21 protein-coding genes are annotated in these 21940 nt (G+C 44.5%); 18 read left to right on the top strand and 3 right to left on the bottom strand.

Annotation, left to right across the window (positions count from 1 at the left end; genetic code table 11):
* Positions 1–56 precede the first annotated feature (56 nt).
* Genes A3GW_RS0107360 through A3GW_RS0107350 form a run of 3 tightly spaced genes read right to left on the bottom strand, consistent with a single transcriptional unit; the run spans position 57 to position 3902 of the window.
* Positions 57–800, bottom strand: a complete 744-nt coding sequence (locus tag A3GW_RS0107360) for an amino acid ABC transporter ATP-binding protein (RefSeq protein WP_018368645.1) — start codon at positions 798–800, stop codon at positions 57–59.
* Complete coding sequence (locus A3GW_RS0107355) at positions 793–2358, bottom strand: ABC transporter substrate-binding protein/permease (RefSeq protein ID WP_018368644.1); 1566 nt, start codon at positions 2356–2358, stop codon at positions 793–795. The genes A3GW_RS0107360 and A3GW_RS0107355 overlap by 8 nt, the downstream gene beginning before the upstream one ends.
* A complete protein-coding gene (locus A3GW_RS0107350) occupies positions 2355–3902 on the bottom strand; it encodes an ABC transporter permease subunit (RefSeq protein WP_018368643.1) in 1548 nt (515 codons plus the stop codon). The genes A3GW_RS0107355 and A3GW_RS0107350 overlap by 4 nt, the downstream gene beginning before the upstream one ends.
* Before the next feature lie 358 nt (positions 3903–4260).
* Between A3GW_RS0107350 and rapZ the strand changes: the two genes are divergently transcribed.
* From rapZ to licT, 18 genes are all read left to right on the top strand, one after another.
* Positions 4261–5148: an RNase adapter RapZ gene (gene rapZ, locus A3GW_RS0107340; RefSeq protein ID WP_018368641.1), complete on the top strand. Its 888-nt coding sequence runs from the start codon at positions 4261–4263 to the stop codon at positions 5146–5148.
* Positions 5145–6116 (top strand): YvcK family protein, encoded by a 972-nt coding sequence (locus A3GW_RS0107335; protein WP_018368640.1) that lies wholly within the window; start codon positions 5145–5147, stop codon positions 6114–6116. The genes rapZ and A3GW_RS0107335 overlap by 4 nt, the downstream gene beginning before the upstream one ends.
* Positions 6116–7030 (top strand): DNA-binding protein WhiA, encoded by a 915-nt coding sequence (whiA, locus tag A3GW_RS0107330; protein WP_018368639.1) that lies wholly within the window; start codon positions 6116–6118, stop codon positions 7028–7030. The genes A3GW_RS0107335 and whiA overlap by 1 nt, the downstream gene beginning before the upstream one ends.
* Positions 7031–7090: 60 nt before the next feature.
* Positions 7091–8011, top strand: coding sequence for a bifunctional riboflavin kinase/FAD synthetase (locus A3GW_RS0107325; RefSeq protein ID WP_018368638.1), 921 nt, complete (start codon positions 7091–7093; stop codon positions 8009–8011).
* 56 nt (positions 8012–8067) lie between these two features.
* Positions 8068–8481 carry a Spx/MgsR family RNA polymerase-binding regulatory protein gene (locus A3GW_RS0107320; protein ID WP_018368637.1) on the top strand — a complete coding sequence of 138 codons (414 nt, stop codon included), beginning with the start codon at positions 8068–8070 and terminating at the stop codon, positions 8479–8481.
* Positions 8474–8752: a UPF0223 family protein gene (locus A3GW_RS0107315; protein WP_018368636.1), complete on the top strand. Its 279-nt coding sequence runs from the start codon at positions 8474–8476 to the stop codon at positions 8750–8752. Before A3GW_RS0107320 ends, A3GW_RS0107315 begins: the two co-directional genes overlap by 8 nt.
* Entirely contained in the window at positions 8742–9506 is a 765-nt protein-coding gene (locus A3GW_RS0107310; protein WP_018368635.1) for an inositol monophosphatase family protein, read from the top strand. Before A3GW_RS0107315 ends, A3GW_RS0107310 begins: the two co-directional genes overlap by 11 nt.
* 70 nt (positions 9507–9576) lie before the next feature.
* On the top strand, positions 9577–10884 hold the full coding sequence (locus A3GW_RS0107305; RefSeq protein ID WP_018368634.1) for an RsmF rRNA methyltransferase first C-terminal domain-containing protein: 1308 nt from the start codon (positions 9577–9579) through the stop codon (positions 10882–10884).
* A gap of 75 nt (positions 10885–10959) precedes the next feature.
* Positions 10960–11820: a phosphate ABC transporter substrate-binding protein PstS gene (locus A3GW_RS0107300; RefSeq protein WP_018368633.1), complete on the top strand. Its 861-nt coding sequence runs from the start codon at positions 10960–10962 to the stop codon at positions 11818–11820.
* 10 nt (positions 11821–11830) lie between these two features.
* On the top strand, positions 11831–12766 hold the full coding sequence (gene pstC / locus A3GW_RS0107295; protein WP_018368632.1) for a phosphate ABC transporter permease subunit PstC: 936 nt from the start codon (positions 11831–11833) through the stop codon (positions 12764–12766).
* Positions 12756–13643 carry a phosphate ABC transporter permease PstA gene (gene pstA / locus A3GW_RS0107290; RefSeq protein ID WP_018368631.1) on the top strand — a complete coding sequence of 296 codons (888 nt, stop codon included), beginning with the start codon at positions 12756–12758 and terminating at the stop codon, positions 13641–13643. Before pstC ends, pstA begins: the two co-directional genes overlap by 11 nt.
* A gap of 117 nt (positions 13644–13760) precedes the next feature.
* Complete coding sequence (gene pstB, locus A3GW_RS0107285) at positions 13761–14564, top strand: phosphate ABC transporter ATP-binding protein PstB (protein ID WP_018368630.1); 804 nt, start codon at positions 13761–13763, stop codon at positions 14562–14564.
* Between the two features lie 8 nt (positions 14565–14572).
* Positions 14573–15331 carry a phosphate ABC transporter ATP-binding protein PstB gene (gene pstB / locus A3GW_RS0107280; protein ID WP_018368629.1) on the top strand — a complete coding sequence of 253 codons (759 nt, stop codon included), beginning with the start codon at positions 14573–14575 and terminating at the stop codon, positions 15329–15331.
* Between the two features lie 102 nt (positions 15332–15433).
* The gene (phoU, locus tag A3GW_RS0107275) at positions 15434–16087 is read left to right on the top strand and encodes a phosphate signaling complex protein PhoU (protein ID WP_018368628.1); all 654 of its coding nucleotides are present in this window, start codon (positions 15434–15436) and stop codon (positions 16085–16087) included.
* A 263-nt stretch (positions 16088–16350) separates the two neighbouring features.
* A complete protein-coding gene (locus A3GW_RS0107270) occupies positions 16351–16776 on the top strand; it encodes a glycoside hydrolase family protein (protein WP_018368627.1) in 426 nt (141 codons plus the stop codon).
* Positions 16754–18004, top strand: a complete 1251-nt coding sequence (locus A3GW_RS0107265; protein ID WP_018368626.1) for an MFS transporter — start codon at positions 16754–16756, stop codon at positions 18002–18004. Before A3GW_RS0107270 ends, A3GW_RS0107265 begins: the two co-directional genes overlap by 23 nt.
* A 159-nt stretch (positions 18005–18163) precedes the next feature.
* Positions 18164–20701: a M1 family metallopeptidase gene (locus A3GW_RS0107260; protein ID WP_018368625.1), complete on the top strand. Its 2538-nt coding sequence runs from the start codon at positions 18164–18166 to the stop codon at positions 20699–20701.
* Positions 20702–20921: 220 nt separating this feature from the next.
* Positions 20922–21761 carry a BglG family transcription antiterminator LicT gene (gene licT / locus A3GW_RS0107255; RefSeq protein WP_018368624.1) on the top strand — a complete coding sequence of 280 codons (840 nt, stop codon included), beginning with the start codon at positions 20922–20924 and terminating at the stop codon, positions 21759–21761.
* Positions 21762–21940 lie beyond the last annotated feature (179 nt).

Genomic DNA, 21940 nt, shown 5'->3' with positions numbered 1-21940 from the left:
AATAAGAAATCACCTCGTTTCAGACGCGAGGTGATGTTGTTGTTTTATCTATTTTCTTAGCTCCCCAAGAAGCGTTGTAAGAACTCTTTTGTGCGTTCTTCCTGAGGGTTCTCAAAGATCTGCTGAGGTGTGCCTTCTTCCGCAATCACACCTTTATCCATGAAGATGACACGGTCAGAGACTTCCTTGGCAAAGGCCATCTCGTGGGTCACGATGATCATGGTCAAGCCAGAATGTGCCAAGTCTTTCATGGTTTTGAGTACTTCGCCGACCATTTCAGGATCAAGGGCTGAGGTTGGCTCATCAAAGAGGATGGCTTCGGGGTCAACAGAGAGGGCACGGGCGATAGCGACCCGTTGTTTTTGCCCACCTGAGAGTTGTTTGGGCTTAGCTAGCCAGTACTGCTCGCCCATGCCGACTTTTTCAAGATTGGCTTTGGCGATGGCCTCGGCTTCTGCTCGGTCACGTTTGAGGACGGTGGTCTGGGCGACGATGGCATTCTCTAAGACATTGAGGTTGTCAAAGAGGTTGAAGGACTGAAAGACCATGCCGACCTTTTCTCGATAGGTGTGAAGGTCAAAGTCAGTGTCTGCAATATTTTTGCCATGGAATAAAATATCCCCAGCTGTCGGTTCTTCCAAAAGGTTGATAGAACGCAAGAAGGTGGATTTTCCAGAACCCGACGAGCCGATGATGGAGATGACCTCCCCAGCCTGTACCGTCAGTGAAATGCCTTTGAGCACCTGGTTCTGTCCATAGGATTTTTCAAGTTGTTTGATGTCTAAAATTGGCTTAGTCATGTGTCCCTCCGATTGATACGGTCATACCTCCTGTGTAGTCATCAGCATCCAAGCGCTGCTCAAGGCGGCGCAAGAGACGAGTCACAGTGTAGGTTAAGATAAAGTAAATGATAGCGATTAGGGTAAAAGTCTGGAAGTATTGATAGGTCTGTGTGGCGACCGTATTTCCAGAGAAGTAGAGCTCCACCACTGATATCACATTGAGGACAGAGGTGTCCTTAATATTGAGAACGAATTCATTACCGATAGCAGGTAAGGTATAGCGAAAAACCTGTGGTAACACAATTTTTGTCATGGTTTGGCCATGGGTAAAGCCAAGCGCAGTTGCTGCCTCGAATTGTCCCTTGTCAATAGCTAGAATGGCTCCTCTGATGGTCTCACTCATGTAGGCCCCTGTATTGACAGCTACGATAAAAATTGCTGCCCATGTTCGGTTTAAGTCTACCCCAAAAGCTTGGGCAGTGCCGTAGTAGATGACCATAGATTGAACAATCATCGGGGTTCCTCGAAAGACCTCAACATAAATGGTAATCAATCGTCCCAGTAGCCCTTGCAAGATAGCTAGTAGGGGGTGATTGGCTTTAGGAGCTGTACGGAAAGCACCGATACCGTAGCCAATGCTAGTACCGATGACGGTGCTTGTAATGGCGATGAGCAAGGTCATGGCTGTACCACTAAGAAAGGTTTGCCAATTGTCCTTTAAAATCTGACCCATCTGCTGGATAAAATTTGGTTGGCTATCGGCTTCGGTCTCAACCAATGGTTGCCAAGGGACAACTTGATCCATCAGTGCTTGTTGGTCTTTAAGGGTATTGGCCAAGACCTGATTGACGGTTGCTTTGAGTGTATCATTGCCTTTTTGGATTCCAATTGCTAGGTCGACATCAGAGGCGCTCACCTCAAAACCATCTTCGGGGACAATCATTTTGAATTCGGGTGAGGCAACTTCGGCGGCGATACCATCAGGGCGGTCAGTCACATAAGCATCGATAACACCAGAAAGGAGAGCTTGCCGAATCTGGCTAAAATCACCCATGGCTGTTTCTTGGTGGGCACCCTTAATTTGTGAGATAAGGTCATAAAGGTAGGTCCCTTGTTGGGAGGTGATAGCTGCTCCAGCAAAATGGCTGAGCTGCTTAGCTTGAGCGTAAGGGCTATCTGATCGAACAACTAAGACAGGTGCTGAGCGGTAGTAGGTCTCTGAAAAATCAATTTGTAAGCGACGTTCGTCAGTCGGGCTCATACCGGCGATAATCAGATCAACCTTGCCAGAAGTAAGAGCAGGAATCAGACCTGTAAAGCTGGTTTTGACCACAAGGGGTTTCTTACCTAACTGCTCTGCTATGGCTTTAGCGACCTGAATGTCGTAACCGTTAGCGTATTGATTGGTGCCTTCAATGGGAATAGCACCGTTGCTGGCATCTGATTGGGTCCAGCTAAAAGGAGCATATGCAGCATCAGTTCCGATGCGCAAAAATTCATCATCAGATGCACTGCCTTTGACGGTTAATAAAGGTAAAAGCAGGACAAGGAGTAGTGTGATAACATGTTTTTTCAATAGTTGTTGCCTCCTGTGGTATATTCATCCATATCCATCCGCTTTTCGATGGCGCGTAAGATACGGGTCACGGTAAAGGTCAAGATGAAATAGATGACCGCAATAACCGCAAAGGTTTGGAAGTATTGGTAAGTTTGTGTAGCGACGGTATTTCCAGAGAAATAGAGTTCGACTACGGAGATGACATTGAGGACGGAGGTGTCCTTGATGTTGATGACAAATTCGTTCCCTGTTGATGGCAGAATGTTACGAATGACTTGTGGAAGAACGATTTTTTTCATGGTCTGGTTGTGAGTAAAACCAAGAGCGGTTGCCGCCTCGAATTGCCCCTTGTCCACGGCGTGGATGCCACCGCGAACAATCTCACTCATGTAGGCTCCTGTATTGATAGAGACAATGAAAATGGCAGCGAGAGTTCGGTCAAGGTTGAGACCAAAGGCCTGGGCGGTACCATAATAGATGACCATGGATTGGACAATCATTGGGGTGCCACGGAAGATTTCGACATAGATGTTGATGAGCCAGTTGCCGATTTGCTGGGCAAGGCGGGCTGCCTGGTTGAGTGCTCTTGGTGCGGTACGAAAGACCCCAATCGCAAGACCAATCACTGTACCGAAGATGGTGCCTAAGATAGAGATGAGCAGGGTCATGCCTGTTCCGCTAAGAAGAGCTTTCCAGTTGCCTGTGAAAATGTTCCAGACTTGACCAAGGAAGCTAGGTTTCTCTTGGCTGGCTTCTTCTAAGGGTTGGAGGGGAATCATGCTGTCCATGAGCTTGGTCTGCTCTTCAGCTGAGAAATCCGCTAAGGCTTGGTTGACCAATTCACGGTTTTTATCGCCTTTTCGCAGACCAATTGCCAGAGCGACATCGGACTCGCTGACTTCAAATCCTTCCTTGAGAGAGACCATGGTGAAGTCTTTAGAGGCCAATTGGGCCGAAATTCCATCTGGTCGTTCAGAGACATAGGCGTCAATAATCCCAGACTGGAGAGCTTGGCGCATTTGACCAAAATCCCCCATGGCAGTCTGCTGGGAGACGCCCTCAATCTGAGAAATAAGGTTGTAGAGGTAGACCCCTTGCTGGGAGGTCACCCTTGCCCCTGCAAAGTCAGCTAGACTGGTCGCTTTTGCATAGTCGCTGTCCGTGCGTACGACAAGGACAGGCTCGGAAGTGTAGTAGCTCTCTGAAAAGTCGATTTCGAGTTTGCGCTCTTCGGTGGGACTCATGCCTGCGATGATGAGGTCGATTTTGCCAGATGTCAGGGCTGGAATTAAGCCAGACCAAGAGGTTTTGACGATGACCAATTTCTTGCCCATCTTGTCAGCAATTTTCTTAGCGACTTGGACATCGTAGCCGTTGGCATATTGATTGGTGCCATCAATTGGGACTGCACCGTTGCTGTCATCGCTTTGGGTCCAGTTAAAGGGAGCGTAAGCTGCTTCCATGCCGACTCGTAGGACATCTTCTTCTGCCAAAACAGTTGTTGAGCTGGTGTTAAAGACCAAAAACAGAGCTGTTAGGCAGGCCAATAGAATTTTTTTCATACATACTCCTTTAGATAATGTGCTGACCATTTTACACTAAATATTCAGAATTTTCAAGGTGTTTTTGTTTTTTATTTTGGAAAAAAGCAATAACGATAACTTTGGAATTCTAACCCGTGTCGCAGCTAACACGGCTTCATCAATTTATATGCTCGTCTCACCGAAAATGGCTAATAAGTTGTTAACAATTCTGACAGCTGAATAGATGATTGTCTTGCTGGTAGAGGGGGTGTTGGGAGAATAACGGATCAGCCTATAGATGAGTCAAAGTTGATGCACCTTGTCCTGTCCTTTAAGGGGTCTTTGTGCTATAATAAACGAAACGAAGGAGTAAATCGTTAAACAAAGGAGAGTTCAGATGACCAAACCCATCAAATTAGTTGTCGTTACTGGGATGAGCGGTGCGGGGAAGACCGTTGCTATCCAGTCTTTTGAAGACTTAGGCTACTTTACCATTGACAACATGCCACCTACCCTTGTGCCAAAGTTTTTGGAGTTGGTTGGACAAACCAATGATTATGACCACGTTGCTCTAGTCGTCGACATGAGAAGTCGGCAGTTTTTTGCTGAAATCACCCAGATGTTGGATAGTTTAGAAAGCAATGAGCAGCTTGATTTCAAAATCCTATTTCTAGACGCGACAGATAGTGAGCTTGTTTCACGATACAAGGAGACCCGTCGTAGTCACCCTTTAGCAGCGGATGGTCGAGTTTTGGACGGGATAAAGCGCGAACGAGAGCTCTTGGCGCCACTTAAAAGTTTCAGTCAGAATGTGGTGGATACCACAGAGATTACGCCTCGTCAGTTACGACAAACCATTGCAGAGCAGTTTGCACAAGCAAATCAGCAGAGCCAGTTTCGTATTGAAGTCGTGAGTTTTGGGTTCAAGTATGGCTTGCCTATCGATGCTGATTTGGTATTTGATGTGAGATTCTTGCCAAATCCTCACTATGTTCCGGAATTGCGAGAGCAGACTGGATTGGATCAACCTGTTTTTGACTATGTGATGGCTTCTCAAGTATCTGAGGATTTTTATCATAACTTGTACCGTCTGATAGCACCGATTCTACCTGGTTATCAAAAGGAAGGCAAGTCCGTTTTAACCATTGCAATCGGTTGTACGGGAGGTCAGCACCGCAGTGTTGCTTTTGCTCATCGTTTGGCAGCAGATATTGCCAAGGAGTGGACCGTCAACGAGAGTCACCGAGATAAGGATAAACGAAAGGAGACGGTGAACCGGTCATGAGAAAGCCTAAGATAACAGTTATTGGCGGTGGAACAGGCATTCCAGTCATTCTCAGTAGTCTCCGTCACGAAGATGTTGACATCACGGCCATTGTTACCGTAGCTGATGATGGCGGGTCATCGGGTACCCTTCGGCAAGATATGCGACTAGCCCCGCCAGGAGATTTGAGGAACGTGTTGGTAGCGATGAGTGACATGCCAAAGTTTTATGAGAAGATTTTTCAGTACCGTTTCCAAGGACAAAATAGTCTATCGGGTCACCCACTAGGCAATCTGATTATTGCTGGTATTTCAGAAATGCAAGGGTCCACCTACCAAGCCATGCAGATTTTGACCAAGTTTTTCCACACGACAGGCAAGATTTTTCCTGCTAGTGAGGAGCCCTTAACCTTACATGCCGTTTTTACCGATGGTCATCAAGTATCTGGCGAGAGCCATATTGCTAATTACCAAGGGACAATCGAGCGTGTCTATGTTACTAATACCTACAATGAACAACAACCGACAGCCAGTCGAAAAGTTGTTGATACGATTATGGATAGCGATATGATTGTCCTTGGACCTGGGTCACTATTTACCTCAATTTTGCCTAATTTGGTGATTCCAGAAATCCAACAAGCCTTGATTAAGACAAAAGCTCAGATTGCTTATGTTTGCAACATCATGACTCAGCGAGGAGAGACAGAGCATTTTAGCGACAGTGATCACGTGCGAGTTCTTGCCAAACACTTAGGTGATGGTGTGGTGGACACCGTCCTTGTAAACATCGCTCCAGTACCACATGACTACATGGTGTCTCATCGTTTTAATCAGGATTTGGTGCAGGTAGAGCATGATTTTGAAGGATTGCGACAACAGGTTAAACGGGTAATTTCGTCAAACTTTTTACGTTTGGAAAATGGCGGAGCTTTTCACGATGGGCACCTAGTGGTTGAGGAACTGATGACCTTATTGGGAGCGAACTACTGATGACCTTTACAGCCAGAGTGAAAGAAGAAGTATTAACCAGTACAACCGCAGACAAGTACCAACTCGCTGCCATGATGAAATTATCAGGGAGTCTGGGCTTAACCAGCCAAGGTCTCAGGCTGACCTTGACCACTGAACAGGCAAAAATTGCTCGCCACCTGTATGAAATGATTGAGCAGTTTTATGCCATTCAGCCTGAAATCCGCTACCACACGCGCTCCAATCTCAAGAAAAATCGTGTTTATCAGGTGGTTTTAGAGACAGGAGTAGAGGCGATTTTAGCCGATTTACAGCTAGCAGACAGCTTTTTTGGTTTTGAGACTGGCGTATCATCAACTATCTTGACTAATGATGGGGCTGGACAGTCTTACCTGCGAGGGGCTTTTTTGGCAACAGGGTCACTGACAGACCCTGAAACAGGCAAGTATCAATTGGAGATTTTTTCGGTTTACCAAGATCATGCTGAGGATTTGGCGAGCCTGCTTCAAAAATTTATGCTCGATGCTAAGATCATTAATCATAAAAACGGCACGATGACCTATCTCCAAAAAGCTGAAGACATCATGGATTTCCTCTTGGTCATAGGTGCTGTTGATGCTAAAGATAGGTTTGAAGAAGTCAAAGTTTATCGCGAAACCAGAAACGATCTCAATCGCGCTAATAATGCGGAAACTGCCAATATTGCACGGACTATAACCGCCAGCATGAAAACAATCAATAACATCAGCAAAATCATTGAACGAGTGGGATTAGATAGCTTGCCGCTTGACTTGCAGGAGGTCGCTCAAAAGAGGATACAGCATCCGGATTATTCCATTCAGGAGCTGGCAGATAGCTTAGAAACTCCCTTGACCAAGAGCGGTGTGAATCATCGCTTAAGGCGACTTAATAAATTTGCAGAGGACTTGCACTAACATCTCAAAAGGTAAGCTATTTTTATCTGACTATCGCTGACTTGTGTTACAATAAATGCTATGGATATTTTTAGATTAAAAACCGACCAAGAGTTGATTGCGGATGAACCAGTCGTCTTGGTTTTAGGATATTTTGATGCTCTTCATTGTGGGCATAAGAAACTTTTTGAAGAGGCAAGAGCCATTGCACAGGCCAGACAGCTAAAAGTTGCTGTGCTGACCTTTTATGAGTCCCCCAAATTAGCTTTAGCCCGTTTCACGCCCGACTTGCTCCTGCATGTGACCTATCCTGAGAAGCGCTATGCCAAGTTTGCAGAGTATGGTGTGGATCAGCTTTACTTGATGGACTTTACGAGCGATTTTGCCAGAACTAGTTCGGATGAGTTCATTTCCCGCTACATTGAAGGCCTGCAAGCCAAGGTCGTTGTTGTCGGATTTGATTACCATTTTGGACATGATAAAAGGCCAGCTGATGACTTAAAAACAGCGGCTTCCTGTGAGGTAGTCATTGTGCCCGAAGTACAAGATGATGGTGAGAAAATCAGCTCAACCCGTATCCGTCGCGCCATTTCAAAAGGGCATATCGAGACGACCAATCGTCTTTTGGGTTATGAATTTTCAACCCGTGGCATTGTGGTACATGGCGATGCTAGGGGGCGAACCATGGGATTTCCGACCGCTAATTTAGCACCGATCGACCGAACCTTTTTACCTGCTGATGGTGTCTATGTGGCGGATATCTTGGTTAAGGGTCATCGCTACCGCTCTATGACAAGCGTCGGTAAAAACGTGACCTTTGATGGTCAGGAGTTACGCTTAGAAGCTCATCTGTTTGATTTCGATGAGGACATCTATGGTGAAACCATTGAAATTCTTTGGCTGAGTAAAATTCGTGACATGATTAAGTTCGATTCTGTTGAAAAGTTGGTTGAACAACTTGAATTTGATAAAAAAATCTCAAAAAACTGGGAAAAAGTATAGAAATTTGAGCAAAAAACTTGTATAATGGAAGTAACTATGTTACAGGGGATAAAAGTATGTTAACACTATTCATCTCTCCCAGTTGTACAAGCTGCAGGAAGGCAAAAGCTTGGCTAACCAAGCACAAGGTCCCTTTTCGGGAACATAATATCATTACCAGTCCTCTGTCACGTGATGAGTTGATGACGATCCTCTCACTCACTGAAAACGGCACGGAGGATATTATTTCAACGCGGTCAAAAGTTTTCCAAAAGTTGAATATTGATGTTGATGAGCTATCCGTTTCAGAATTGTTGACCCTCATTACGAAAAACCCAAATCTCTTGCGTCGTCCAATTTTGATGGACAAAAAACGAATGCAGATAGGATTCAACGAAGATGAGATTCGTGCCTTCTTGTCTCGGGATTACCGCAAGCACGAACTGAAACAGGCTACCATTAGAGCGGAGATTGATCGGTATTATGACTAAGCAATACACTTATCCTATTGATTTATCTTGGAGCACTGACGACATGACCGCAGTGCTTCATTTTTTAACCATGGTTGAAGATGCCTACGAGCATCAGGTCAAGGTGACAGACTTTCTAAACAGCTATGCTACGTTCAAGACCGTCGTCAGGTCTAAGAGTGAAGAAAAGAGACTTGAACGTGAGTTTGAGCAGGTCAGTGGCTACTCCATCTATCGAGCGGTGAAAGCCGCTCAGGAAAAAGGAACGGGGGTACTGCGACTTGAACGATAAGTTTATCTTTGCCCAGCAACTCATTCGTCAGGCTGGACTTCTGATTAAAGAACAGATGGGGATTGAGGTTAAGGTTGAAACCAAATCAGCAGCAACCGATCTGGTGACCAATGTTGACAAGGCGTGTCAGCAATTTCTGGTTGAGTCGATTCAGGATAGGTACCCTAATGACCATTTTTTAGCCGAGGAGGACAACCTAAAAACTAACCCTTCTAGAGGCGCAGTCTGGGTCATTGACCCTATCGACGGAACAGTTAACTTTGTGACCCAGCAGCAGGACTTTGCAGTGATGTTGGCCTATTTGGAAGATGGCGTTGGACAGTTTGGATTGATTTATGATGTCATGGCAGACAAGCTGTACAGCGGCGGCAAAGGGTTTCCTGTAACCTGCAACGGGGGAGCTCTGCCCTTGGTGAGCGGAGGCTTGCTCAATCAGTCCTTAGTTGCAAGCAATACCCGTCTTTATGCCCAAAATGCCTATCATCTGGCAGACTTGTTCAATCGCTCACTAGGTGTTAGAAATTATGGCTGTGCTGGTTTGAGCATGGCGCGTGTGCTAGCTGGTCAGCTCTGGGGCTATGCCTCTTACCTCTGTCCCTGGGATTATTTAGCCGCTGCCATCATGGGAGAAGAGTTGGGCTATCTCCTTGAGACCTTGGATGGGTCAAAATTAGATATGCTCAGTCGACAGTCGGTCATCTTTTATCCGGCACAGGAGCAGTTGGAAGTCAAAACAATTTTGACAAGGCAATAAAGCACTGATACTCTCTACTTTCGAGCTAGGGAGTTTGCTTTTGTTTACCCTTGTGTAGTATAATAGACTCATGACATTACCAAATGATTTTGTTGAAAAATATCGGGCCTTACTAGGTCAAGAGGCAGATGAGTTTCTGGCGAGTTTTGAAGAACCAGCTGTTTCTGCTTTTCGTGTCAATCCATTAAAGGAAGTGCAAAAACGCTTTTCCAATCCGATTCCCCAGACACCTTGGGGCTACTACGGTAAGATTTCTGGTAAATCAGCCGAACATGTGACAGGCCTGGTTTACTCGCAAGAGCCAGCTGCTCAGATGGTGGTTCAGGTTGCAGGCATTAAACCGGGGATGCGTGTGCTTGATTTAGCGGCGGCGCCAGGTGGCAAATCGACCCATATCCTCTCTTATCTGGGTAACACAGGCTTGCTTGTTAGCAATGAGATTTCGACCAAACGGAGCAAGGTTCTGGTCGAAAACATTGAGCGTTTTGGGGCGAGAAATGTGGTTGTTACCAATGACAGTGCAGATCGTTTGGCAAGAATTTTTTCAAACTACTTTGACCTTATCGTCTTTGACGGTCCCTGTTCAGGAGAAGGGATGTTTAGAAAAGATCCCGCTGCCTGCCAGTATTGGCATAACGACTATCCAGTCACCTGTGCCAATCTGCAACAGGCTATTTTACAGGATGCCATTGATATGCTGGCACCTGGCGGTAGACTGGTCTACTCAACCTGTACCTGGTCACCTGAAGAAAATGAAGCGGTCGTTTCTTGGCTGTTAGAGACCTATGACTTTTTGAAATTGGTTGATGTTCCGAAAATAAACGGTATGTCAGCGGGGATTGAGCAAGAGCAGACCGCTAGGATGTATCCCCATCGTTTCAGGGGTGAAGGCCAATTTGTCGCGGTGTTAGAAGACATACGCTCTTCTGAGCGCCAACGTATTAAGCCTGAGAAAACTAATCTGACCAAGCAAGAACATCAGCTCTGGCAAGATTTTGCGAGACAGCATTTATTTGTTGAGTTGGACGGTATTTTGCAAACCTTTGGTGAACAACTCTATCTGTTACCACGTGACTTGCCAGCTCTAAAAGGTGTAAAAATTGCGCGCAATGGTTTGTATTTAGGGACCTTTAAGAAAAATCGATTTGAACCTAGCTTTGCGCTCGGTCTAGCCCTAAAGCCTAGCGAAGTCAAGCAAACAGTCAACATCAGTGATGAAGCATTTGAAGATTATGCTCGTGGTCTGACGGTGACACTTTCTGAGCCCCTGCCAAATGGCTGGTATCAACTTGTTGTCCAAGGAAATGGTCTAGGTTTTGCAAAAGTTGTTGGTCAAACAATAAAAAATCATTTTCCAAAAGGGCTTCGTCTTCACTAACCTCTATACAAACAGAGGGAGACTATGGTATAGTGGAAGTGCTACAATTTGTAACACGCTTGAAAGGAAATTATTGTGAACAAAAAATTGTTTAAGGGACTGGCTGTTGCCCTCTTTGGTCTCAGTCTGTCAGCTTGTGCCAAATGGATTGACCGTGGAGAGTCAATTACAGCTGTAGGGTCAACAGCCTTGCAACCTTTGGTTGAAGCAGCGGCTGATGAATTTGGGTCAACAAATATTGGTAAGACCATCAATGTTCAAGGTGGTGGTTCCGGTACAGGCTTATCGCAGGTTCAGTCAGGAGCTGTTCAAATTGGCAACAGTGACCTCTTTGCAGAAGAAAAAGACGGCATCGACGCTGCAAGCTTGGTCGATCATCAGGTTGCTGTTGCGGGTCTCGCTGTTATTGTCAATAAGGAAGTGACGGTCGATGATTTAACTGTAGAGCAGTTACGAAAAATCTTTACAGGTGAGTACACCAACTGGAAAGAAGTTGGTGGTAAAGATTTAGAGATTTCCATCATCAACCGAGCAGCTAGTTCTGGTTCACGATCAACTTTTGATAGTGTTGTCATGGATGGGCAATCTGCCAAGCAAAGTCAAGAACAAGACTCAAACGGGATGGTGAGGTCGATTGTCTCTCAAACACCAGGAGCGATTTCTTATCTTGGCTTGTCCTATTTAGATGATTCAGTCAAAAGCTTAAAGCTCAATGGTTATGCAGCAACAATTGATAACATTGCGACCAATAAATGGCCATTGTGGTCTTATGAACACATGTATACCATGGGAGAGCCAACTGGTTTAACCAAGGAGTTTTTGGATTACATGATGACGGATAAGGTGCAACAAGGAGTTGTTGTGACAACTGGTTATATCCCAATCTCAGAGATGAAAGTCATCAAAGACGCTAATGGTCAGGTCACCCCTAAATAAAGGAGACGTTGTGAAAAATCAAGAACTTGCAAAAAAATTGCTATCGCCGTCAAAAAATTCACGCTTAGAAAAATTCGGCAAGACAATTACCTTTGCCTGCTTGGCACTGATTGTATTTATTGTCTTTATGATTTTAATTTTTGTTGCCCAAAAAGGCCTGTCGACATTTTTTGTGGATGGCATCAATCCGATAGACTTTCTCTTTGGTAAAGAGTGGCAACCCAATGTTAAGGGAGACGATGGCAAGCCCTTAATGGGTGCCTTGCCCATGATTTCAGGGTCTTTTATCGTTACCATTTTGTCAGCGCTTATTGCGACCCCTATCGCCATCGGTGCGGCTGTCTTCATGACGGAAATTTCTCCCAAGTATGGCACTAAGATCTTGCAACCGGTTATTGAGCTTTTGGTGGGTATTCCATCTGTTGTTTACGGTTTTATCGGTTTACAAGTCGTTGTACCATTTGTCAGAAGCATTTTTGGTGGAACTGGTTTTGGTATCTTGTCAGGAATTTTTGTCCTCTTTGTCATGATTTTGCCAACAGTTACCTTTATGACCCTAGATAGTCTAAAAGCTGTTCCTCGTCACTATAAAGAAGCTAGTCTCGCCATGGGAGCGACACGTTGGCAAACTATTTGGCGTGTTATCCTCAATGCGGCTCGCCCAGGTATTTTTACAGCTGTTATTTTTGGTATGGCACGTGCCTTCGGTGAGGCGCTGGCGATCCAGATGGTGGTTGGTAACTCGGCTGTTATTCCAACCTCACTAACCACCCCTGCCTCAACCTTGACGTCTGTATTGACCATGGGGATTGGGAACACCGTTATGGGAACTGTTCAAAACAATGTGCTCTGGTCTCTAGCATTGGTTCTTTTGGTCATGAGTTTAATCTTCAATATGATTATGAAATTGATTACGAGAGAGGGTAAGAAAAACTATGCACGCTAAACAGATTAACAAGCTGATGACAGGAGTTCTGTACACCATTGCAGGACTTATCGTGACTATTTTGACCGCTCTCTTACTCTTCATCCTGCTGAGGGGGCTACCTCATGTCAACTGGCAATTCTTAACAGGGAAATCCTCATCCTATCAAGCAGGCGGTGGTATTGGTATTCAGCTCTACAATTCATTTTTCCTGCTGGTTATTACCTTGCTCATCTCGGTTCCTTTATCCATGGGAGCTGGTATCTATTTGGCAGAATATGCCAAAAAAGGCTGGTTGACTAATTTTATTAGAACCTGTATCGAAATTTTATCCTCTTTACCATCCGTGGTTGTCGGACTTTTCGGTTATTTGATTTTCGTTGTTCAATTTGAATATGGATTTTCTATCATTTCAGGTGCTCTAGCTTTGACTGTCTTTAACCTGCCGCAAATGACGAGAACCATCGAAGATAGTCTGCGCAATGTTCATCATACTCAGCGTGAAGCTGGTCTGGCATTGGGGTTGTCTCGCTGGGAATCGGTTGTTTATGTCGTTATTCCGGAGGCTCTGCCGGGGATTGTTACTGGGATTGTTTTGGCTTCAGGACGGATTTTTGGTGAGGCAGCAGCACTTATCTATACTGCCGGACAATCAGCTCCAGCACTTGATTGGAGTAACTGGAATGTGTTGAGTGTCACCAGTCCGATTTCAATTTTTCGCCAAGCTGAAACTTTGGCGGTACACATCTGGAAAGTTAATAGTGAAGGTACCATTCCTGATGCTATTCAAGTATCAACTGGTTCAGCAGCAGTTTTGCTGATTTTTATCTTAATCTTCAACCTCTCTGCTCGCTACATTGGTAAGACGCTTTACAAGAAGCTAACATCAGCAGAGTAAATAGACATTAAGCTGTTAAAACCGAATGGTAGACAGCACCGATGTCGTCTGTCACAACGACATACAAAAAATAGGCTCTTAGAGGATGCTATCTTCTAACATTAAAAAGGAGACGATATGGCTGACTATAACTGGAATGAACGTCACATTATCACGTTTTCGCCAGAAACTGTTGCCTTAGAGACCAAAGATTTGCACGTTTATTATGGGCAAAAAGAGGCCATCAAAGGCATCGATATGCAGTTTGAAAAAAATAAAATCACAGCATTGATTGGACCTTCAGGCTGTGGGAAATCAACCTACTTACGTAGTTTGAATCGGATGAATGATACCATTGACATCGCAAAAGTGACGGGAGAAATCCTTTATGAGGGTATCGATGTTAACCGCAAGGACATGAATGTGTACGAGGTGCGCAAACACATCGGCATGGTGTTCCAGCGTCCTAATCCTTTTGCAAAATCGATTTACAATAACATCACCTTCCCCCATGAACGAGCTGGTGTCAGGGATAAAAAAGTGCTTGATGAACTTGTTGAAACATCACTCAAGCAAGCAGCACTCTGGGATCAGGTTAAGGATGATTTGCACAAATCAGCCCTATCCTTATCTGGAGGGCAACAACAGAAACTTTGCATTGCACGTGCGATTTCTGTTAAACCAGAGATTTTATTGATGGATGAACCTGCAGCATCACTTGATCCGATTGCTACCATGCAATTAGAAGAAACCATGATGGACTTAAAGAAAAATTACACCATCATCATCGTCACGCACAACATGCAGCAAGCGGCGCGTGCTAGCGACTATACTGCTTTCTTCTATCTGGGTGATTTGATTGAGTATGACAAGACTTCACAAGTCTTTCAAAATGCTAAGTTGCCATCTACACGCGATTACATCACGGGTCGATTCGGTTAGGAGAATGTATGACAGATTCTATTTTAAGCATCAACGATTTATCGGTCTATTTTGGCAAGAAAAAGGCCCTTAACGGTGTGAGCATGGATTTCAAAGAGAAAGCCATCACTGCACTCATCGGTCCGTCAGGTTCCGGAAAGTCAACACTGTTGCGTTCGATTAACCGCATGCACGATCTTAATCCTGAAGCAACAGTAACGGGTTCTGTGACTTATAATGGTCACAACGTCTACAGTCCACGGACTGATACGGTTGAGTTACGCAAGGAAATCGGCATGGTGTTCCAACAGCCTAACCCCTTTCCCATGTCCATCTATGAAAATGTGGTCTATGGTCTGCGCTTAAATGGCGTCAAGGACAAGCAAGTGCTGGATGAAATTGTCGAGACCTCTCTAAAAGGAGCTTCTATCTGGGACGAGGTGAAAGATCGGCTACATGATTCAGCCATCGGTCTGTCAGGCGGACAGCAACAGCGGGTTTGCGTTGCAAGGGTTCTGGCAACAAGTCCTAGAATTATTTTACTAGACGAACCGACCTCAGCTCTTGACCCTATTTCAGCAGGTAAGATTGAAGAGACTCTCTATGGACTCAAGGATCAGTATACTCTTCTCTTGGTCACACGTTCCATGCAACAGGCATCTCGGATTTCAGAGCGAACAGGCTTCTTCCTTGATGGTGAGCTGATTGAGTATGGGGCAACCAAAGAAATGTTTCTGAACCCAAGTGATAAACGAACTGAGGATTATATTACTGGTAAGTTCGGATAGTAAAAGTGTTAAGGCTGTCACCTCGTGTATTCGCCTGAACAACCAAACGCTAGAGGTATCTAAAGTGACCTTTAGCAAAGCAAAACAGAAAAGAGGTAGCGTATGTTACGTTCACAATTTGATGAAGAATTAGCAAAGCTCCATAATCAATTTTATGCCATGGGAACCGAGGTTTTGACCCAAATCAATAAAACGGTCCGTGCCTTTGTTAGCCATGACCGTGTCTTGGCAAAGGAAGTGATTGAGCAAGATGAAGTGGTCAATAATTTTGAAACCAAGCTGGAGAAGAAGTCACTAGAGATTATTGCACTTCAGCAGCCCGTATCGCATGACCTACGGACGGTTATCACGGTGCTCAAGGCTTCAAGCGATGTTGAGCGCATGGGCGACCACGCGTCAGCTATTGCCAAAGCCACCATTCGCATGAAGGGTGAGGAGCGTATCCCAGAAGTAGAAGCAGCAATCAAAAAGATGGGCAAGGCCGTTAAATACATGGTCGAAGACGCTCTTGAGGTCTACATGACTGGTGATGAGGAAAAAGCCTACGAAATCGCTGCACGCGATGAGGAGATTGATTTGATGTTCAAGGATATTCAAAACTTAGCTGTTGAGCGTATCCGTGAGCAACCAGAAACCGTATTCTCAGGTAAGGAGTATTTCCAAGTCCTGATTTACCTCGAGCGTATCGGCGATTACGCTAAAAATGTCTGCGAGTGGGTGGTCTACTTGAAGACTGGCAAGATTATCGAGTTGTAAGAAAGACAACGGAGGCAGGGACAGACACCCATTTAGGGTGCTTGTCTCACGCCTTTTTTTGTTCCTTGTAATTGTTGGGTGATTTTGCCGTTTATACCCGGTACAATATCTTAGGGCGAGTAGTTATAAAATTATAAAAAAACTGAAAATTAAGTATTGACAGACTGTTTCTTTGGATGATATAATATATCTAATCTTGCAGAAAGAGCTGTTGAGATGAAAAATGTGTAAAGACAATTAACTCAAAGCCTCTTTTTAGCAGATTGAAATCACAGCAACAGGTTGTCCGGTTTTCGCTTTTGGTCAAGACCACATCAGGTGAGGTCTTGTCTATCGGCAATAACTGTGCTTCACCTTATATTGACAAGGGGAACGCTGGTTATATTCAAGGACTCATGTACCTAGATAAAGCACGGTACTTGCCAAACATTATAACGCTAGCCGATACTGTTGACGTTGAGTTTACTCAGAGACCGGGCTACAATGATGGCATGCTGGGAATAGCCGACACCTTGTTAGATGTCTATACTCTTGTGCCAGACACCAAATATCTCAACACAGCAAGAAAATTGTTGCTCAATACAAGTTTTTATGTCAAGTATGGACGGGTAGATGTGAATGAGTTTGCTCTTGTCCTAAAAAAATATCAAGACAAGGAGGCAACGCATGCTCAAACTCTTAAAAAATAAGTTTATCGCTGGTCGGTTATTAGCCGCTAGTTGGCAAAATCTTGGTGCCAACATCTATAACATGGTCTTTGTGGTTTATCTGGCAACCATCTATGAGTCTAAATTACTGGTTGGACTGGCTGACAGCATTGCTTATTTGCCGGCGCTCTTATCCCTATGGCTTGGCTTTCTGGCAGATAAAACCCGACAGAAGACAACATACCTCATCGGTCTTAGTGCCGTCCAAGGTCTTATCTTTCTCTTGGTGGCCTATCTTGTTGGGTTTAAGCATTACGGAGTTGTTATAGCTGTTGCTTTTTTAAACATTTTTAGCGATACTATCTCTAACTATTTGCAATTTTTGCTCAAACCGATTTTTAAGCACAATGTTCCTGATGAGGAACTGGTTGCGACGAATTCCTTATTTCAAGTGGTTGGTCTGACGGTTGTGCTATCGAGTCAACCGATTGGTGTCTGGCTCTTAGAAGTAACAAACAATAACTTTTCCTTTATTGCATTTATCAATGCCGTAACCTTTTTCCTATCGGCTCTGACCTATTGGAAAATCAGGAAACAGTTGAAACACCAAGTGGTGTTTTCTGACACAAAAGAATCCGTCAAGGTGCAGTTGCATAAAATGTACCAGACAGCGGTTCATGTTTTTCAAAAGTCAGACGGGATAGCCTTTTTACCGATGATTGTGCTACTTTTGATTGGGAATATCTTGTCCACCAGCTTTTTGACCCTGATGAATATCCAATTACTCGATGTTCCGATATGGCAGTTTTCGTATGCCCAATCCATTACAGCTATGGGGGTTGTCCAAATTATAGGTGCTTTGCTAGGCGGTCTAACAGTCAATCATCTGTTCAAGGACTTGAAGCTGATGACGATTCTAACCGCTCAAAGCCTAGTCACGGTGTTTCTTGCTTTATCAGGGATTGTTCAGTTGTCCTCTCTAATCATGCTTGTGGGCGCTTTTGTCTTAGCTTTTATGGGGGCTAGGTCAGCTCCAATCCTAACAGCGACACTGATGCGTCATGTTCCAGATGAACAGCTTGGGCAGGTTGGGGCTTTCATTTCTTTTCTAGTCACTATTGCTATTCCTATCGGCAGTATCGTCTTTTCGTTTCTAGGTGCATATCACTTGGTGCTAGCTTGGGGTGTCTTCTTTGTGTTGGCAGCTATTCGCCTCTTTTTGGCAGTGAGATTCACTGTTAGAACAACACTGCCTGCCTCTGATGTCTGATAAGACTTGTGCTGGCTATTTGAATAAGAAAAAATCTAACGAGGATGGCTTGTCCTCGTTTTTTTAGTTTATTTTTAAGAAAAATATGCTATACTAGAGCAAATATTACATCTGTTGTCTGGTTTACAGATGGTTATCAAAAAAGATAAGGAGAACTAAATGACCGCAGTAGAACGCTACATTAACACTTTTGTCCCAGAACATTATGATCTATTCTTGGACATCAACAGAAAAGACAAGACCTTTACAGGCCAACTCGTTTTGTCTGGTCAAGCGCAATCGGATAGAATCTCATTGCACCAAAAAGACTTGACGATTACTTCAGTGAGCTCTTCAGGGCAAGCATTAGCTTTTGAGCATGACCACGCTAAGGAAGCAGTGCATATCCAGTTGCCAGAAACAGGTCAGGTGAGCTTGACTCTGACCTATTCAGGACAGATCACGGATAACATGACAGGTATTTACCCGTCTTATTACACTGTAGACGGGGTGCAAAAAGAAGTGATTTCAACCCAGTTTGAGAGTCATTTTGCGCGTCAAGCCTTTCCAAGCATTGACGAACCTGAGGCCAAGGCTACATTTGATTTATCGATTCGTTTCGATCAGGAAGAGGGCGAGATTGTCTTGTCAAACATGCCCGAAATCGACGTTGACCGCCGTAAAGAGACAGGGATTTGGCGCTTTGACACGACGCCACGCATGTCCTCTTATTTGCTTGCCTTTGCTATCGGTGACTTGCATGGTCAGACAGCCAAAACGAAAAACGGAACAACCGTCGGCGTTTTTGCAACTAGAGCGCATCGTTTAGACAAGACGGATTTTGCCTTGGATATTGCCACTCGTGTCATCGAATTTTACGAGGATTACTTTGGGGTCAAGTACCCTATTCCGCTGTCTTACCACGTTGGGTTGCCTGATTTTTCAGCAGGAGCCATGGAAAACTGGGGCTTGATTACCTACCGTGAAATTTACCTGCTCGCTGATAAAAATGCAACAGTTAAAGTTCGTCAGAACCTGGCTCTGGTTATTGCTCATGAAGTAGCCCACCAATGGTTCGGTAATTTGGTTACCATGGCTTGGTGGGATGACTTGTGGCTTAATGAGAGCTTTGCTAATATGATGGAATATCTGGCACTAGATGCCATTGAGCCATCTTGGAACATTTTAGAAGATTTCCAAGCAACTGGTGTGCCTGCTGCCTTGACAAGAGATGCGACTGATGGTGTTCAGTCTGTGCATATGGACGTTCATCACCCAGACGAGATTGATACCCTCTTTGACCCCGCTATTGTCTACGCCAAGGGCAGTCGTCTGATGGTCATGCTCCATCGTTGGTTGGGCGATGAGGCCTTTAGAAATGGCTTGCGCCAATACTTTATGACCCACCAGTACCAAAACACGATCGGTCAAAACCTCTGGGATTGCTTGGCAGAACAGTCCGGTAAAGATGTCGCTGGCTTTATGGACTCTTGGTTAGAGCAACCAGGTTATCCGCTTGTGACAGCACGTGTTGAAGACGATACCCTAATTCTTCGTCAGGAGCAATTTTTCATCGGTGATCATGAGGATAAGGAACGTCTCTGGCAGATTCCGCTTAACAGCAACTGGACTGGCTTACCAGATACCCTGTCTGAGAGAGAGATTCGTATCTCTAACTACAGTCAACTGAAAGCTAGCAATCAGGGGGCGCTGCGCTTGAATACAGAAAACACTGCCCATTACTTAACCAATTATGAGGGAGAATTACTGGATGCTGTGTTAGCTGACTTGCCTGATTTATCTCCGATTGACAAACGTCAAATCCTGCAAGAACGTCGATTATTGGCTGAAAGTGGCCAGTTGTCCTATGCCGAGTTGGTTCCTCTGCTCTTGCCTTTGGCAAAAGAGCCGTCTTATCTAGTGATGTCAAGCATTCGTGAGCTGTTGGGTGGCTTGAGTGACTTTATTGACGAGGGTAGTCCAGAATATGACCAGTTTAATACGCTGCGTTGTCAGGTTTATCGTCATCACTACGAGCGACTTGGCTGGCAGGCTATCGCTGGCGAACCAGATGAAGATGCCATCTTGCGGGAATGGACACTGAGCAGTCTGGTTTCTGCTGATTATGCCCCTGCTTTGGCGCAAGCGTCAGCTATTTTCCAAGACAATCAAGAAAAATTAGAAGACTTACCAGCTCACATGCGCGTGGCGGTGTTAATCGGACAGATGAAAACCGCACCGTCAGACGAGCTTATCACCACCTACCTTAGAGAATATGTTGGTACCGTTGATAGTAGCTATCGTTACCAGATTCTGGCAGCTTTGGCATGGAATCGTTCAGACAAAGGGCTCCAGTTCCTCTTAAGCCAACTCAAGGATAAGACGATTGTCAAGCCACAAGATTTGGGACGCTGGTATGCCTACTTATCGGCTTACGAGTTCAGCCGCCAACAGGCTTGGGACTGGGCATGTGTTAACTGGGATTGGCTGACAGAAACCTTGGGTAATGACCGTACGGATTTCATTAAAGTTCCCGCCAATAATTTCAAGACAGACCACGAACTGGAGCAATACCGAGCTTTCTTTGAAACAAAATTAGAAGACCCAGGACTTAATCGCTTGATTAACATGGGGATTAAGCAAATTGCTGCTCGCGTAGCAATGATTGATAGGAACAAAGAAGCTGTCCTCGCAGCTATTGCTGAGGCTACTAAGTAAGACAACAGAAGTGAGTGAAGTCGTCATTCTGACGGAACTTTCGCTCACTTTTTGAGTTTGCAAAGCGAAAACCCTTGCAATTTTTTGACAAATCTGATAAACTTGAGGGGTAGGATTGTTACTGGATAGCAGGCAAAACCTAAACAGATAGGAGATAGCAGGTCTTGCCCTGTGTTTTCTCGCTGTTTAGGTTATTTTTTATCGGGTAGGAGTATTATTGATGAAAATTGATAAGATTTACAATAATAATGTGGTGCAAGTCATCAACCAAGATGGTCAAGAAGTTGTTCTGATGGGAAGAGGACTAGGCTTTGGTAAAAAAGTTGGTGATAGCATAGATCCTGATTTGATTGAGAAAACTTTTGTTCCTGAAAATACCGCGACAGCTCATGAATGGTATCAAATTTATGGGGCATTGAGTGCTGATGAAATTGATGTCATTTTACAAATTATTCACTTGGCGGAAGTCGCACTTGGTCAGGTGTTTGAGTTAACCTCCTATCTTTCTTTAGCCGATCACTTGCACTATGCCATTGAGCGAACTCAGCAGGGTATTAGTTTACAGAACCCTTTGGTTTGGGAAATTAGGAAATTCTACCCGACCGAATATCAGTTGGGGAAGGAGGCTATTGCTATCGTCTCCGAAAAGCTAGGTGTACAGCTGGGAGATGATGAAGCAGCATCTCTGGCACTTCATTATGTCAATGCCCAAAAAGATAGCGGATTGGTGAACAAAAATTATCAAACCACTCAGATTGTCATGGGGATTTTAGAAATTGTTCGTCTTTATTTTGGTCAAGATACGATGACAGATGATAACTCTATTGCCTACAATCGCTTTGTCACCCATGTTAATTATTTTGCTCAGCGAGTGGTTAATGGACTGGTTCAGGGCAACAATGATGCCTTTCTCTACGAACAAGTCAAGGTCAATTACCCACAAGCCTATGCTTGCACCCAGAAAATTAAAGCATACATTCATAGCCATCACAACTTTATCATGAGTCAAGACGAAGAAGTCTACCTAACCATTCATATCCAGCGAGTTGTTAGCCAATAAGAATAAGCCATCGGCAGATTAGTCGATGGTTTGTCTATGCTTGAGAAAATAACCAGTTAATAAAAAATCTAAAAAAAAATTATAAAAGCGCTTGCCAAATCAAAATGAAAGTGGTATCATAATCTCATCAGGATTGTTACTGGTTAAGCAGGCAAAACCTAAATGAATACAAGACAAAA

It is taken from the genome of Streptococcus entericus DSM 14446 (assembly GCF_000380025.1).
Classification (GTDB): Bacteria; Bacillota; Bacilli; order Lactobacillales; family Streptococcaceae; genus Streptococcus; species Streptococcus entericus.
This window is presented reverse-complemented; position numbering and strand designations above follow the sequence as displayed.

Coding starts and splice junctions, on each gene's coding strand:
- pstA (WP_018368631.1), top strand. CDS start 12,756: ATGCACGCTAAACAGATTAACAAGCTGATGACAGGAGTTCTGTACACC.
- A3GW_RS0107315 (WP_018368636.1), top strand. CDS start 8,474: ATGACTAAGCAATACACTTATCCTATTGATTTATCTTGGAGCACTGAC.
- A3GW_RS0107265 (WP_018368626.1), top strand. CDS start 16,754: ATGCTCAAACTCTTAAAAAATAAGTTTATCGCTGGTCGGTTATTAGCC.
- A3GW_RS0107260 (WP_018368625.1), top strand. CDS start 18,164: ATGACCGCAGTAGAACGCTACATTAACACTTTTGTCCCAGAACATTAT.
- whiA (WP_018368639.1), top strand. CDS start 6,116: ATGACCTTTACAGCCAGAGTGAAAGAAGAAGTATTAACCAGTACAACC.
- rapZ (WP_018368641.1), top strand. CDS start 4,261: ATGACCAAACCCATCAAATTAGTTGTCGTTACTGGGATGAGCGGTGCG.
- A3GW_RS0107350 (WP_018368643.1), bottom strand. CDS start 3,902: ATGAAAAAAATTCTATTGGCCTGCCTAACAGCTCTGTTTTTGGTCTTT.
- A3GW_RS0107335 (WP_018368640.1), top strand. CDS start 5,145: ATGAGAAAGCCTAAGATAACAGTTATTGGCGGTGGAACAGGCATTCCA.
- A3GW_RS0107320 (WP_018368637.1), top strand. CDS start 8,068: ATGTTAACACTATTCATCTCTCCCAGTTGTACAAGCTGCAGGAAGGCA.
- A3GW_RS0107325 (WP_018368638.1), top strand. CDS start 7,091: ATGGATATTTTTAGATTAAAAACCGACCAAGAGTTGATTGCGGATGAA.
- licT (WP_018368624.1), top strand. CDS start 20,922: ATGAAAATTGATAAGATTTACAATAATAATGTGGTGCAAGTCATCAAC.
- pstB (WP_018368629.1), top strand. CDS start 14,573: ATGACAGATTCTATTTTAAGCATCAACGATTTATCGGTCTATTTTGGC.
- A3GW_RS0107305 (WP_018368634.1), top strand. CDS start 9,577: ATGACATTACCAAATGATTTTGTTGAAAAATATCGGGCCTTACTAGGT.
- A3GW_RS0107360 (WP_018368645.1), bottom strand. CDS start 800: ATGACTAAGCCAATTTTAGACATCAAACAACTTGAAAAATCCTATGGA.
- phoU (WP_018368628.1), top strand. CDS start 15,434: ATGTTACGTTCACAATTTGATGAAGAATTAGCAAAGCTCCATAATCAA.
- pstB (WP_018368630.1), top strand. CDS start 13,761: ATGGCTGACTATAACTGGAATGAACGTCACATTATCACGTTTTCGCCA.